Genomic DNA, 13,748 nt, shown 5'->3' with positions numbered 1-13,748 from the left:
CGGGTATCTGTGGCATGGATAAAGCCCGGAACCCGCCCATGCCCCGCCATATCCTGTTCGCCTGCCTTCTGCTTGCCAGCCCTGCCGCCGCGCAGACCTATGCGCCCGCGCCTGCAGGGCAGCAGCCGCGCGTCATGATGTGCGAGCTGACCGACCAGAGCGGCACGGGCTGGGTGCCGGATTTCCTGATGGTGACGCGGCAGATCGCAGGGCTGCATACCGGCCGGATCGAGGTCTATGACCCGATCCTGCAACAGCTGGTACGCCGCCCGGTTCAGGCCGTCATCACCGCCGACACCCGCGACAGCCGCAGCTATGGCTGGGCGCTGGCCGGGGTCAGGAACCAGTCGGGCCAGTTTGCGCAGCGGCTGGATTACCGTCTGACGGTGCGCAAATCCGACGGCACGGCGCAGATGGTCGTGACGGCGCAGGGCTATGACAATCAGATGCGCGGGCAGGGCCGCTGCATGTCGCCTTCCGAGTGAATAAACCGGGAACCGGGCGCGGACCGGGGCGTTGAAGGGGCGACGGCATTGCGGCCCGTTTGGGCTTTCCACCGCGCCGCATCCATGTCAGAAACCGTTTCCGAAACCATTGGAAAGGAAATCGAAAATGGCCTTCACGCTTCCCGATCTTCCCTATGCTCACGACGCGCTGGCTGATGGCGGCATGTCGAAAGAGACGCTCGAATTCCACCACGACAAGCACCACAAGGCGTATGTCGACAAGCTCAATGAGCTGGTGGCCGGCACCGAGTGGGAAGGCAAAAGCCTGGAAGACATCGTCAAGGGCACCTACCAGTCGGGCGCGGTCGCACAGAACGGCATCTTCAACAATGCAAGCCAGCATTGGAACCACGCCCAGTTCTGGGAGATGATGGGGCCGAAAGGCGCCGGTATGCCCTCCGAGCTGGAGCAGGCGCTGACCGATTCCTTCGGTTCGGTCGATGAATTCAAAAAGAAATTCTCGGAAGCCGGTGCGGGTCAGTTCGGCTCGGGCTGGGCCTGGCTGGTCAAGGACACCGATGGTGGCCTGAAAGTCACCAAGACCGAAAACGGCGTGAACCCGCTGTGCTTCGGCCAGACCGCGCTTCTGGGCTGCGATGTGTGGGAACACAGCTATTACATCGATTTCCGCAACGCGCGTCCGAAATATCTGGAAAACTTCCTGACGAACCTCGTCAACTGGGAAAACGTCGCCTCGCGGATGTAAGCCGCAGCGATGACGCATAACTGGGCCCGCCATGTTTTGGCGGGCCTTTTTCATGCGCGCCGCGTCCTGTGATGGGAAACGCCCGCCACGGCATTGGCAAACCGGGGAAAGCCCGTATAGAACAGCGCGAAAGCAGACGGGGACGACATGGCCAACCAGAACGACAGCTTCATCGACGAGGTCACCGACGATCTGCGCCGGGACCGGCTGTTCAAGGCAATGCGGCGTTTTGGCTGGATTCCGATCGTGCTGATCCTTGCCGTCGTCGGCGGCGCGATCTGGCGCGAGAACGCGGCCAGCCGCGCCGAGGCCGAGGCCCGCGCATGGGGCGATGCGGTTCTGGCCGCGCAGGATGCGCCCGACCGTGTTGCGGCATTTTCCGGGATCGACGCGCAGGGCTCGGCCGGGCGCGCCATGCTGGGCCAGATGCTGGCCGCCGGTGCGCAGGCCGATGCAGGGCAGGGGGCCGAGGCCTCGAAGCGGCTGCTGGATGCGGCGGCGACGGTCAGCGATGATCCGATCCTGCATGACATGGCGGTGCTGAAGGCGGTGATGGTGGCGGGGCCGTCGATGGATGCGGCGGAACGCGACCGGCTGCTGTCCGACCTGTCGAAGCCCGGCGCCCCGTTCGAGCTGCTGGCGCTGGAACAGAAGGCCGTTGCGCTGATCGGCGCGGGCCGGACCGAGGACGCGATCATGCTGATCCGGCAGATCCAGCAGAAATCCGGTCTGTCCGAACCCTTGCGCCGCCGCCTTGCCGAGATGATGATCACGCTGGGCGCGCCCGCCACGCAGGCCGAAGGGCCGGGGCCGCAGACGATGCAGGTCGCGCCCGCGGAATGAACGGGGCTTGGCGCGGATGCCGCGCCCGGCTGGAAGACAAGAAAGGCGTGGTCCGCACGTCTGACATGAGGAGACAGCGATGACCCGGTTGCCCCTGATCGCCTTGGCAGGCCTTTTGGCCCTGACGGCCTGCAACCGGCAGGATCCCATCCTGCCGGGCGAACGGCTGGACCCGCGCGCCGTGCTGTCCCCCGATGGCCCGATGCCGGAAGGCCAGCCCGGCCCGACCACCAGCGCGCTGTCGCTGCCGCCGGTGCGGGGCAATTCCGAGTGGACGCAACGCGCGGGCAATGCCAGCCATGCTGCGGGCAATGTCGCGCTTGGCGCGGGCACCGGCCGCATCTGGTCGGCGAATATCGGCACGGCCTCGGATCGGCGTCACCGCATCACCGCCGATCCCATCGTCGCGGCGGGCATGGTGTTCACGCTGGACAGTCAGTCCACCGTCACCGCCACCACGACCGGCGGCGGGCGGGTCTGGAGCGTCGATATCCGTCCGGCGCAGGAAACCGAGCGCAGCGTGTCCGGCGGCGGCGTGGCCTTCGAGGGCAATCGCGTCTTTGCCACATCGGGCTATGGCGAGGTCGTGGCGCTGGATGCCCGCACCGGTGGCGTCGCATGGCGTCAGCGCGTCGATGCACCGATTTCCGGCGCGCCGACGGTCGCGAATGGCGTGGTCTATGTGATGGGCCGCAACTCGACCGGCTGGGCGATCCGCGCCAATGACGGCAAGGTGCTGTGGCGCAATTTCGGCAGCGAAGGCATGGCGGGCGTCATGGGGGCGTCAAGTCCCGCCGTGTCCGGCGCGACCGTCATTTTCCCCTATGCCACGGGCGAGCTGATCGCCGTCGATACCGCCAACGGCAATCCGCGCTGGGTCGGCAATGTCGGCGGCTCGCGCACCGGGCGGGCGATCACGCTGTTTCGCGACATGACCGGCGATCCGGTCATTGCGGGCAATACGGCCTATGCCGGGACCATCTCGGGGCGGACAGCCGCCTTTGACATGGACACGGGCATGATGAAATGGGATGCTGCGGACGGTGCCTCCAGCCCGGTCGTCGCTGCGGGCAATTCGGTGTTTCTGGTGAACGATCAGGCGCAGCTCGTGCGGCTGGATGCCAGCAATGGCGCGCGGGTCTGGGCGCAAAAACTGCCCTATTTCACCAAGCAGATCGTGCGCAAGCAGGACAAGGTGTGGAACCATTTCGGCCCGGTGCTGGCGGGGAATCGGCTTTACCTTGCCGGTTCGGACGGCTATCTGCGCGTCTTCGACCCCGCCACGGGCGCCCTGATCGGCAATGCCGAGATCCCGGGCGGCGCGGCGGCTGCCCCCGCCGTTGCTGGCCAAACCCTGTATGTCGTCACCAATGACGGCCAATTGATCGCGTATAGATGAGCTTCACCCTCGCCATTGTCGGACGCCCGAATGTCGGCAAGTCCACGCTTTTCAACCGGCTTGTCGGCAAGCGGCTGGCGCTGGTCGATGACCAGCCCGGTGTGACGCGCGACCTGCGCGAAGGTGCGGCGCGACTGGGCGATCTGCGCTTTGTCGTCATCGACAGCGCCGGTCTGGAAATGGCCGAGGATGACAGTCTGCAAGGCCGGATGCGCCGCCTGACCGAGCGCGCCGTCGATGAGGCCGATGTGTGCCTGTTCGTGGTCGATGCGCGGGCCGGCGTGACCTCGGCCGACGAATATTTCGCCGATATCCTGCGCAAACGCGCCAAGCATGTCATTCTGGCCGCGAACAAAGCCGAAGGCCGCGCCGGGGAATCGGGCGCGATGGAGGCCTATGCCCTTGGTCTGGGCGAGCCGTTGCGCATTTCCGCCGAACATGGCGAAGGCATGGACGATCTGTATCGCGTGCTGGTGCCGCTGGCCGAACAGTTCGAGGCGGCGAACGTCCAGCAGGTGCCGGAAACCGACATCACCGTCTCGGATGACGAAGACGATGACGAAAGCTGGCGTCCCAGCGCGGCGAAGCCCTTGCAGGTCGCGGTCATCGGTCGTCCGAACGCCGGCAAATCGACGCTGATCAACAAGATCCTGGGCGAGGACCGCCTGCTGACCGGCCCCGAGGCCGGGATCACCCGCGATTCGATCAGCGTCAGCGCCGATTTCATGGGCACGCCGATCCGCATCTTCGACACCGCCGGAATGCGCAAGAAGGCCCGCGTGACGGACAAGCTGGAAAAGCTGTCGGTCTCGGACGGGTTGCGCGCGGTGCGCTTTGCCGAGGTCGTGGTGGTGCTGTTGGATGTCGGCATCCCGTTTGAACAGCAGGATCTGCGCATCGCCGATTTTGCCGAGACCGAGGGCCGCGCCGTGGTCATCGCCGCGAACAAATGGGATCTGGAAGAGGACAAGCCCCAGAAGCTGAACGAGTTGCGCGAGGCGTTCGAGCGTCTGCTGCCGCAGTTGAAGGGCGCGCCCCTGGTCACCGTCTCGGCCCGCACGGGCAAGGGGCTGGACCGGCTGCACAATGCCATTCTGAAGGCGCATGAGGTCTGGAACCGCCGCGTGCCGACCGCGCGCCTGAACCAATGGCTGGGCGCGATGACCGAGGCGCATCCGCCGCCCGCGCCCGGTGGCCGCCGCATCCGGCTGCGCTATATGACGCAGGTCAAGACCCGGCCTCCGGCTTTCGTGGTGATGGCGACGCATACCGACAAGATCCCCGACAGCTATCAGCGCTATCTGATCAACGGGTTGCGGCTGGATTTCGACATGCCCGGCACGCCGATCCGGCTGACCTTCCGCGATCAGGGGACGAAGAACCCCTACAAGGCCAAGGCGGACAAGATCAATCAGTCCGGCGCGCTCTCGAAGCACAAGAACCGCCAGAAGCCCAAGGGCGTCTAGGTCGTCACCTGCACAAGGGCCACAACGATGGCCGCGATGGCCAGCACCGACATCGTGGCCAATGCAGGGCTTGCCGCGACCGTGCCCGCAGCGATGCCGATCATGCCCAGGATGATCGCGGCGCTATAGGCGATGTTGCGGCCCAGACGCAGCTGCACCGCGACCGAGACAAAGCCCGCAATCGTCAGCCCCAGAATGGCCGACAGGGTCAGCGATACGCCCAGCGTCTTTTGCACCAGCGTGATGAAAACGGCAAAGGCGATTAGCGTGGCCCAGCCCGCGGCAAAGCCAAGCGCGCTGCTGCGGCTGACATGAAACCCGCGCCGGACCCCGCGCACGGCGGCCCCCAGAAAACCCGTCAGCATCAGCAGCGCCATGACCAGCGCGGCGACCGGGCGGTCGGCCACCAGCCATGGGCACAGCGCACCCGCCATCAGCCCGCCGATCACCAGCCCGTTCTCGGCGACGCTGACATCGCCACGATGCCATTCCAGCACCTCATCGGCCGTCGGTGGCCCGGCGCTGACCGGGCTGCGCCAGGCGGATCTGCGGGCGCGCCCCGTCGTTTCGGCAAGGCGCAGGCGCCGCATGTCCTGAAACCGGCAATAGGCATGCCATGCCAGCGCCGCGCCGGTCAGGACCATCATCAACAGCAGCGCCGCGCTGCGCGGGCGCAGGAACAGATCGGTCAGAACGATGGGGGCCGCGCCGTTGATGATCGACATCGGCGGCCGCGCCAGCCCACCCGTGGCGTTGCCCGAAACCGGCATCAGCGCATAGATCGTCATGCTGGCCAGAAAGGCCAGCGTCGCCGCGATCAGAAGGTATGCGCCAAGACGTGTCATACCAGCCGAACGCCGCCTGAGGCAGCGCGGTTTCCGGCGAAATTTTTGTCACAGGCCGTTGACGCGCGCCGCCTCAGACCAGATCGCCATCCGCGCCCAGACGCGTCTTGCCGCGCAGATAGGGATGCAGCGCCTCGGGCAAGATGACGGACCCATCGGCCTGCTGACCGTTTTCCAGAACGGCGATCAGCGCCCGCCCGACCGCAAGCCCGGATCCGTTCAGCGTATGCACGAATTCCGGCTTGCCGCCGCCCTCGGGGCGATAGCGCGCATTCATCCGCCGCGCCTGAAAATCGCCACAATAGCTGACACTGGAAATCTCGCGATACTTGCCCTGACCGGGCAGCCAGACCTCAAGATCATGGGTGATGCGCGCGCCAAAGCCCATGTCGCCGCCGCACAGAACCACGGTGCGATAGGGCAGGCCAAGCGCCTCAAGCACGGCCTCGGCGCAGCGGGTCATGCGCGCATGTTCGGCCACGCCGTTTTCGGCATCGGTGATCGAGACCATCTCGACCTTCTCGAACTGATGCTGGCGCAACATGCCCGCCGTATCACGCCCCGCGCTGCCCGCTTCGGACCGGAAGCACTGACTGTGGGCCACCATGCGGCGGGGCAGGCTGGCGTGATCGACGATATCGCCGTTGACGGTATTCGTCAGCGTCACTTCCGAGGTGGGGATCAGCCAGAACCCCTCGCGGGTCTGATAGCTGTCCTCGCCGAATTTCGGCAACTGGCCGGTGCCTTCCATCATCTCGGACAGCACCAGAACCGGGGTCCAGGTCTCGGTCAGGCCGTGCTGCTCGATATGCAGGTCCAGCATGAACTGCGCCAGGGCACGATGCACCCGCGCCGCACCCTTCTGCAGCACGACGAACCGCGCGCCCGAAAGCTTTGCCGCGGTCTCGAAATCCATGCCGGGACGGACGCCCGCGATCTGGTAATGCTCGACGGGAGTGAAATCCAACGCGCGCGGTTCGCCCCAGCGGCGGATCTCGACATTGTCATTCTCATCGGCGCCGGGCGGCACGCTGTCCAAAGGCAGGTTCGGAATGTCCAGCAGCAGCTTGCGCAACTGCCCGTCCAGCGCGGCGGCTTCGGCCTGCAGGCTGGCGTTTTCGTCCTTCTTGGCACTGACCAAGGCGCGCAACCGCTCGAACTCGGCCTCGTCGCCGCGACCCTTGGCCGCCCCGGCTTCCTTGCTGGCCTTGTTCTGTTCGGCCTGCGCGGCTTCGGCGGCCGCGATGCGGGAACGGCGGTCGGCATCCAGCGACAGGATTTCGGGCGATACGGGCGCAAGACCCCGCAGCGCAAGGGCTGCATCGAAAGCGGCGGCGTTGTCGCGGATGGCGCGGATGTCATGCATGGCAGACCCATTCCCTTCAGGTTACGCGCCCCAGATAGCGCAAGCGTCAGACCTGCGCCAGCATCTCGGCCAGAACCGGAAAGAACTTGTCGGCCCCCGGATAGCCCTCGAAGCGCGTCACCTCGGATCCGCCCTGCAGCAGGATGAAACTGGGCGTCAGCCAGGGCATCCGCGCCAGGGCCAGCCCGTCCGGGAAGGGCCCGTCGACATCGACCGAAAACAGCGGCGCGGCACGGCCCTCGGGATGGTGGCTGTAAATCGGGGCGATCTCGCGATCCCACTGGGCACAATAGACGCAGCCCTTGCGGCGCACCATCATCAGCCGCAGCCCGGGCGCCCCGGCATGGGCGGCAAAGGGCGCAGCCAAGCCCAACCCCAGAAGAACGCGACGCGATATCATGGCCGCACGCTATCCCTGCGCCGTCCCATGGGCAAGCGGCGGGCGTTTCTCTGTTCCCCAAATACTCATGGCACCGCCCGCAACATGCGCGGCGTTTACATGCTGCACGCCAGCCCCTATCCCTTTTGCTCACGCATGGGGGCGCGATGGATGAGCTGACGACAGACCTGATCCACGGCAACCGCCGGGCGCTGTCCCGCGCGATCACGCTGGTGGAAAGCACGCGGCCCGATCACCGGGCGCGCGCCGTGCAACTGCTTGCGGAACTGCCCGACCGGCAGGCGCTGCGCATCGGGCTCTCGGGCACGCCCGGCGTCGGAAAATCCACCTTCATCGAGGCGTTCGGCAAGATGCTGACCGGCCACGGACTGCGCGTCGCGGTGCTGGCGGTGGATCCCAGCTCGGCGCGCTCGGGGGGCTCGATCCTTGGCGACAAGACCCGGATGGAAACACTCAGCCGCGATCCCCGCGCCTTCATCCGCCCCTCGCCCTCACGCGCGGAACTGGGGGGCGTCGCGCGCCGCACCCGCGAAACCGTGCGGCTGTGCGAAGGCGCGGGCTTCGACGTGGTGCTGATCGAAACCGTGGGCGTGGGCCAGTCGGAAACGCTGGTCGCCGAGATGTCGGACCTGTTCATCCTGCTGCTGGCCCCGGCGGGCGGCGATGAATTGCAAGGCGTCAAACGCGGCATCATGGAGATGGCCGACATCATTCTGGTCAACAAGGCCGATGGCGATCTGCGCGCGACCGCGACCCGCACCGTCGCCGATTACGCGGGCGCGCTGCGGCTGTTGCGCAAGCGCCCCGCCGATCCGCCGGGCTTTCCAAAGGCGATGCCGGTCTCGGCCGTGACGGGCGATGGGCTGGAACAGGCATGGGCCGACATGACGGCGCTGGCCGATTGGCGGCGCGACCAGGGCCATTTCGCGCAGCGGCGCGCCGAACAGGCACGGCACTGGTTCACGGCCGAATTGCGCGCGGGGTTGCTGTCACGGCTGGACAGTCCCGAGGTCCGCGCCCGCCTGCGCGCGACGGGCGATGCCGTGGCGCGCGGCGATGCCGATCCCGATGCGGCGGCGGCGCAGATGCTGGACTGGCTGCGTGGCTGATCTCTTGCGCCTCGCCACGCCCTTGGGCGACATGATCGCCGTGGCCGATCACGCCCTGCGGCTGCTGGAGTTTCACGACCGCCCCGAACTGCCCGCCGAACTCGCGCGCCTTGGCGCGCTGAAGCCGGGGCGCAATGCGGTTCTGGAGGCGCTGAAGGCGCAGCTTCGGGCCTATTTCGCCGGAGCCAGCGCCGATTTTGATCTGCCGTTGGCCCCCGAAGGCACGGCGTTTCAGGAAAGCCTGTGGGCGGCGCTGCGGGCGATCCCGGCAGGCCAGACCCGCAGCTATGGCGCGATGGCCGCGGAAATCGGCAGGCCATGCGCCATTCGCGCGGTGGGCCGCGCCAATGGTGCGAACCGCATCGCGCTGGTGATTCCCTGTCACCGTGTCGTGGGGGCGACGGGCGGGCTGACCGGCTATGCGGGCGGGATTGCCCGCAAACAGGCGCTGCTTCGTCATGAAACCGTCAGCTTTCCGGGACAGGCTGGCGCAAAACGGGCTGTTTTGGCTTGACGCCACAGCCCGCTTTGCGTATGTCCCCCGGACAGATTTCCGGGCGCTGCCTCGCGGCGCCCTTTCATATTGCGGGCAACCGCTCAAACGAATCGAAGGAACAGATCATGTCGCGCGTTTGCGAACTGACCGGCAAGGGCCCGATGAGCGGCAACAACGTGTCCCACGCCAACAACAAGACCCGTCGCCGCTTTCTGCCGAACCTGAATGAGGTCTCGCTGATCTCGGACAAACTGGGCCGCAGCTACCAGCTGCGCATCTCGGCTGCCGCGCTGCGCTCGGTCGATCACCGTGGCGGTCTGGACGCCTTCCTTGTGAAAGCCAATGACGCCGAGCTGTCGGACCGCGCGCTGAAAATCAAGCGCGAGCTGTCGAAAGCCTGATTTCGCCCTGACTATCCCAAGGCCGACCGATTCGCGGCCCTCTGGGAATGTCGGTAAGCCCCGCCTTGGCGGGGCTTTTTGCGTTATGGCGATCTGTCAGCCGCCCGTGGGCGTGCTGACCGGGGCCGGGGTCTTGAAGCGCGGCTGATCGACCTGGCCGATCAGCGCCTCGACCTGCGGGCCCAGCCCATCGACGATCAGCTTGATGCCCTGGGCCGAGGCATGGGTGCGGTCGGCCTGCAGCATGGCAGGCACCTCCGAGGGCGGCAGGTCGAACAGCGGCGCATACAGATTGGCATAAAGCAGCGCATCGTGCTTTTTCGCCAGTCGCGGCCAGATATCGGCCCATTGCTGGCGCACCGCCTCATCGCCTCCGGGCTGGGCGATGCCGACCAGCAGCAGCGGGTGATCGTCCGCCCCGGCCTGCGACAGGATCGAATCCAGATTGTCCTCGGCCCCTTTGGGCGACAGCCCGAAGATCAGATCGTTGCCGCCAAGCTCGACGATGACGGCATCGGGCTTGTGACGGGCCAGCGAATAGCCGATCCGCACCCGCCCGCCTGCCGTGGTATCGCCCGACAGCCCGCCATTCAGCACCACGACATCATGGCCGCGCGCCCGCAGCCAGTCCTGCAATTGCGGCACCAGCCCCTCATTGGGTTTTAGCCCATAGCCTGCGGTCAGGCTGTCGCCAAAGGCAAGGATGCGGACCTGATCTGCCAGGGCGCAGACAGGCGCGGCGCAAAGCGCGGCCGCAAGGGAAAGCGTGCGAAGAGTCATCTGAAACTTTTTAACCTCAGGGCATTGGTAACGACAAAGACCGACGAAAGCGCCATGGCGGCAGCGCCCAGCATAGGCGAAAGCCGCGGTCCGCCGAAAGCTGCCAAAAAGCCCATGGCGACCGGGATCAGCGCGGCATTATAGGCGAAGGCCCAGAACAGGTTCTGCCGGATATTGCGCATCACCGCCCGCGACAGACGCAGCGCGCGCGCAACGCCGGACGGATCGCCCGCAACCAGCACCACCTCGGCGGCCTCGATGGCGACATCGGTGCCGGTGCCCATGGCGATGCCGGTTTCGGCGGCGGCCAGCGCCGGGGCATCGTTGATGCCATCGCCCACAAAGACCGTGCCGGCCCCCATCTGACGGATGGCGTCCAGCTTGCCCTTGGGCAGGACGCCCGCAATCACGCGGTCGATGCCCAGACTGCGCCCCACGGCATCCGCCGTCGCCTGCACATCGCCCGAGATCATCACGGTTTTTACCCCCAGCCGGTGCAGCTCGTCGATGGCGGCCTTGGCCTCGGGGCGGATGGGATCGGCCAAGGCCAAAGCGGCGACATGCTGGCCGTCGACGGCAAGATGCACGGGTGTCGCGCCTTCGCCGGACCAGCCTTCGGCCTGTGCCAGCAGCGCGGGATCGGGGGCGATCCCGGCCTCGGTCAGGGCGGCGGCATTGCCGATCTGCAGCGCGCGGCCTTGCACGGTGGCCGACAGCCCGCGCCCGGCAGTGGCCGTGACGTGTTCCGCCGGAGCCAGCACGGCATCACCGGCGGCCGCGACGATGGCGGCGGCCAGAGGATGTTCGGACCGCGCCTCGGCGCTGGCGGCCAGTCGCAGCGCGTCGTCGCGCGCGATGCCCCGGGTCGCGATATGGACCAGCGCGGGGCGGCCTTGCGTCAGCGTGCCGGTCTTGTCAAAGCCCACCACCTGCGTTTCAGCCAGCCGTTGCAAGGCGTCGCCCCGCCGGAACAGCACGCCCAGTTCCGCGCCGCGCCCGGTTCCCACCATGATCGAGACCGGCACCGCCAGCCCCATCGCGCAGGGGCAGGCGATGATCAGGACCGAGATCGCCGCCACCAGCGCCTCGGCCAGCCCGGCCAGCGGCAGCCAGATCGCGAAGGTCAGCACGGCCAGCCCGATCACCACCGGCACGAAGACCGCGGTGATCCGGTCGACCAGCGCCTGCACGGGCAGTTTCGCCGCCTGCGCCTGTTCGACCATGGCGATGATGCGCGACAGCACCGTCGCGCTGCCGGTCGCGGTGACGCGATAGGTCAAGGCCGCGCTGCCGTTGACCGTGCCGCCCGTGACCGCATCGCCCGGCGCTTTCGCGGCGGGCAGCGGCTCACCTGTCAGCATGGATTCGTCGATGCTGCCATGCCCTTCGGTCAGGATGCCATCGACCCCCACCCGCTCACCCGGAGCAAGCTGCACGATGTCGCCATCGCGCAGTTGCGCCACGGGCAGTTCGATCACCTTGCCGTCGCGGCTGACGCGGGCGGTGCTGGGCGCCAGTTCGATCAGGCGGCGGATGGCCTGACTGGCCTGACCCTTGGCGCGGGCCTCAAGCCAGCGGCCCAGCAGGATCAGGGTGACGATGACCGCCGCCGCCTCGTAATAGACATGGCGCGCGGCATCGGGCAGCAGGCCCGGCGCGAAGGTCGCGACGGTCGAATAAAGCCACGCCGCGCCGGCGCCAAGCGCGACAAGGCTGTTCATCTCGGGCGCGCGGCGGATCAGCGCCGGGATGCCCACGCGGAAGAATACCCGCCCCGGCCAGATCAGCACCGCCGAGGTCAGCGCGAATTCCAGAAGCCACAGCGGGCGCTGGCCGATGCTGGCATAAAGCCAGTGATGCAGGGCAGGGACGGCATGACCGCCCATCTCGGCCAGAAACACCGGCAGGGTCAGGACAAGCGCGATCAGAAACGACCGCCGCAGCGTCGCCGCATCGCCGCCATGGTCGTGCAGATGCGGCACGGCGTCGTGCCGGACCTGTGCCGGATAGCCCTTTTCGGTGACGATGCGGGCCAGCGCCTGCGGATCGACCGCCGCCGAATGGCTGACGGTTGCCGTGCCCGTGGCAAGGTTCACCGCCGCCTGCTGCACGCCCGGCACGGCTGCCAGCGCCTTTTCGACCCGACCTGAACATGAGGCGCAGCTCATGCCGCCAACCTCCAGCCGGGTTTCCTGCGGCTGGGCCGGATACCCGGCCTTTTCCAGCGCGGCGACGGCATCGGCCAGTGCCTCGGGGCGGTCCAGCCCGAAATGCGCCCGCGCGGTCGCCAGATTGACGGTGGGCTGGCTGACGCCGGGCACGGCGGCCAAGGTGCGTTCGACACGGCCCGCGCATGAGGCGCAGCTCATGCCGGTGATGGCCAGATCGGCCTGTTGATGCGGTTTCATGGGATATCCTTTCCGAAAATGCGAAGACAAGACGCAGTTCAGAAAGAGCAGGGCGGTCCCTGAGGCGGCTGCGGACTGTGCGCCGGTTGCGGCGCGGGCAGATGCAGGATGCGCGGCGGCACGGGGTGCGATTGCGCGACTGCCGGGCGCGCCGCCATATGGCAGCGACAGCCACGCCCACCCCGACCCCGGCACAGATGCGCGGCCCGCACGGGCGCACGGCGCTGCGCGGACGCACGGCGCGGCGCGGGCGGCACAGGCGAAACGGCAAGGGATTTGGCGGCGCAGCACATGGAAAAACGCTCCTGACCCGATGCAAGCTAGGCACGATCAGGCCATGATGCAACCGCGTCACGGCGCTTTGAGTTGATAACAGACCGTCAAGACGCTACCGCCTTGGTAACAGAGGCTTGAATTTCAGGACAGGAATATGAACCGCCGTCAAATTCTGATGCTTTCGCTGCCGCTGCTGGCCGCGCCCTCGCTGGTTCTGGCGCAGGCCCGCACCGCGCCCGCTGCGGGTGCCGTCGCCGCGCAGCCCCGCGACCCCTATGCGCCGACCGAAGTGGCGATCCGCCCCGATTTCGAGGTGGGCAGCATCGTCGTCGTATCCAAGGATTTCTTCCTTTACCACGTCATCGCGCCGGGCCGGGCCATCCGCTATGGCGTGGCCGTGGGCACGGCCGAGCTGGTCTGGAAAGGCCGCGCCACCGTGGGCCGCAAGACCGAATGGCCCAGCTGGACGCCGACGCCCTCGATGATCAAGCGCAAGCCCGAACAATACGGCAAATGGGCCGACGGGATGCCCGGTGGTCCGACGAACCCGCTGGGGGCACGGGCGCTGTATATGTATGACGCCAAGGGCAACGACACCTCGATCCGCATCCATGGCACGACCGAGCCGAACTCGATCGGCCGCGCCGTCTCGAATGGCTGCATCCGGATGCGCAACGAAGCCGTCATGGACCTGTATGAGCAGGTTCCGGTGGGCACGCCCGTCTACGTCTATTAAGACAGGCGACT

General features: G+C 67.1%; 14 protein-coding genes. 9 read left to right on the top strand and 5 right to left on the bottom strand.

What is annotated here, in order from left to right; genetic code table 11:
- Positions 1–38: 38 nt before the first annotated feature.
- The 5 genes from GL284_RS00220 to der all read left to right on the top strand — a co-directional run bounded on the left by GL284_RS00220 (position 39) and on the right by der (position 4,920).
- Complete coding sequence (locus tag GL284_RS00220) at positions 39–485, top strand: hypothetical protein (RefSeq protein WP_230382892.1); 447 nt, start codon at positions 39–41, stop codon at positions 483–485.
- 127 nt (positions 486–612) lie between these two features.
- Positions 613–1,212 carry a superoxide dismutase gene (locus GL284_RS00215; RefSeq protein ID WP_155042641.1) on the top strand — a complete coding sequence of 200 codons (600 nt, stop codon included), beginning with the start codon at positions 613–615 and terminating at the stop codon, positions 1,210–1,212.
- Positions 1,213–1,359: 147 nt separating this feature from the next.
- Positions 1,360–2,055 carry a tetratricopeptide repeat protein gene (locus tag GL284_RS00210; protein WP_155042640.1) on the top strand — a complete coding sequence of 232 codons (696 nt, stop codon included), beginning with the start codon at positions 1,360–1,362 and terminating at the stop codon, positions 2,053–2,055.
- Between the two features lie 79 nt (positions 2,056–2,134).
- Positions 2,135–3,454: a PQQ-binding-like beta-propeller repeat protein gene (locus GL284_RS00205; protein ID WP_155042639.1), complete on the top strand. Its 1,320-nt coding sequence runs from the start codon at positions 2,135–2,137 to the stop codon at positions 3,452–3,454.
- Positions 3,451–4,920 carry a ribosome biogenesis GTPase Der gene (gene der / locus GL284_RS00200; RefSeq protein ID WP_155042638.1) on the top strand — a complete coding sequence of 490 codons (1,470 nt, stop codon included), beginning with the start codon at positions 3,451–3,453 and terminating at the stop codon, positions 4,918–4,920. The genes GL284_RS00205 and der overlap by 4 nt, the downstream gene beginning before the upstream one ends.
- Here der and GL284_RS00195 read toward each other — a convergent pair.
- From GL284_RS00195 to GL284_RS00185, 3 genes are all read right to left on the bottom strand, one after another.
- Positions 4,917–5,765: a hypothetical protein gene (locus tag GL284_RS00195; RefSeq protein ID WP_155042637.1), complete on the bottom strand. Its 849-nt coding sequence runs from the start codon at positions 5,763–5,765 to the stop codon at positions 4,917–4,919. The genes der and GL284_RS00195 overlap by 4 nt on opposite strands.
- 73 nt (positions 5,766–5,838) lie before the next feature.
- Positions 5,839–7,131 carry a serine--tRNA ligase gene (gene serS, locus GL284_RS00190; RefSeq protein ID WP_155042636.1) on the bottom strand — a complete coding sequence of 431 codons (1,293 nt, stop codon included), beginning with the start codon at positions 7,129–7,131 and terminating at the stop codon, positions 5,839–5,841.
- A 46-nt stretch (positions 7,132–7,177) separates the two neighbouring features.
- The gene (locus GL284_RS00185) at positions 7,178–7,531 is read right to left on the bottom strand and encodes a thioredoxin domain-containing protein (protein ID WP_155042635.1); all 354 of its coding nucleotides are present in this window, start codon (positions 7,529–7,531) and stop codon (positions 7,178–7,180) included.
- A 146-nt stretch (positions 7,532–7,677) separates the two neighbouring features.
- Here GL284_RS00185 and meaB point away from each other — a divergent pair, with 146 nt between their 5' ends.
- The 3 genes from meaB (at position 7,678) to rpmB (ending at position 9,537) form a co-directional block, all read left to right on the top strand.
- Entirely contained in the window at positions 7,678–8,640 is a 963-nt protein-coding gene (gene meaB, locus GL284_RS00180; RefSeq protein ID WP_155042634.1) for a methylmalonyl Co-A mutase-associated GTPase MeaB, read from the top strand.
- Entirely contained in the window at positions 8,633–9,154 is a 522-nt protein-coding gene (locus tag GL284_RS00175) for a methylated-DNA--[protein]-cysteine S-methyltransferase (protein WP_341870267.1), read from the top strand. The genes meaB and GL284_RS00175 overlap by 8 nt, the downstream gene beginning before the upstream one ends.
- A 107-nt stretch (positions 9,155–9,261) precedes the next feature.
- On the top strand, positions 9,262–9,537 hold the full coding sequence (rpmB, locus tag GL284_RS00170) for a 50S ribosomal protein L28 (RefSeq protein ID WP_155042632.1): 276 nt from the start codon (positions 9,262–9,264) through the stop codon (positions 9,535–9,537).
- A 96-nt stretch (positions 9,538–9,633) separates the two neighbouring features.
- Here the strand turns inward: rpmB and GL284_RS00165 are convergent, their stop codons facing one another.
- A complete protein-coding gene (locus GL284_RS00165) occupies positions 9,634–10,317 on the bottom strand; it encodes an arylesterase (protein ID WP_155042631.1) in 684 nt (227 codons plus the stop codon).
- Positions 10,314–12,725 (bottom strand): heavy metal translocating P-type ATPase, encoded by a 2,412-nt coding sequence (locus tag GL284_RS00160; protein ID WP_155042630.1) that lies wholly within the window; start codon positions 12,723–12,725, stop codon positions 10,314–10,316. Before GL284_RS00160 ends, GL284_RS00165 begins: the two co-directional genes overlap by 4 nt.
- A 430-nt stretch (positions 12,726–13,155) precedes the next feature.
- On the opposite strand from GL284_RS00160, the gene GL284_RS00155 reads away from it, so the two are divergent.
- Positions 13,156–13,737 carry a L,D-transpeptidase gene (locus tag GL284_RS00155; protein ID WP_155042629.1) on the top strand — a complete coding sequence of 194 codons (582 nt, stop codon included), beginning with the start codon at positions 13,156–13,158 and terminating at the stop codon, positions 13,735–13,737.
- The last annotated feature ends 11 nt before the right edge of the window (positions 13,738–13,748 follow it).

This window comes from Paracoccus shanxieyensis (genome assembly GCF_009711265.1).
GTDB lineage: Bacteria > Pseudomonadota > Alphaproteobacteria > Rhodobacterales > Rhodobacteraceae > Paracoccus > Paracoccus shanxieyensis.
The sequence above is the reverse complement of the archived record's forward strand: the minus strand, read 5'-3'. Positions and strand labels throughout refer to the sequence as shown.